A 369-nucleotide genomic window follows, 5' to 3' on the forward strand; every position below is an offset into this window, starting at 1 on the left:
GAAATTGTACAGCAACATTGTTTGGATGAAATTATGATTACTAAACATGCACTTCTGTTAAAGATTGATACTTATTATAATGCTGGTAATTTATTTTTAGGTAAACATATCACTTATGATCCAAATATGTTTGATGAGTCTATAGAAAGATTTAAACATTTAATGATGTCAGATGAAGAGAGTATCAATAATAAGTTAATGAAAGTATATGAGGGAGTAGACGAAGAAAACTTAAATTAGAATAAATCACGGATGGTAGGAATTATATATGAGGATAGTATGGATGATTTGTAGTCCATCTATCCTCTTTTTCATATTTGATTAATAGAATTCAATTATTTGAAAAAGAATGTGTAAAAAGAGGGAAAA

General features: G+C 26.8%; 1 protein-coding gene. It reads left to right on the forward strand.

What is annotated here, in order from left to right:
• Positions 1-240: hypothetical protein (locus tag B2S90_RS06345; RefSeq protein WP_286696741.1), on the forward strand; the 240-nt coding region annotated here is incomplete at its 5' end.
• Between the last annotated feature and the right edge of the window lie 129 nt (positions 241-369).

The sequence above is a fragment of the Catenibacterium sp. UBA627 genome, from assembly GCF_002299355.1.
Taxonomy (GTDB): domain Bacteria; phylum Bacillota_I; class Bacilli_A; order Erysipelotrichales; family Coprobacillaceae; genus Catenibacterium; species Catenibacterium mitsuoka.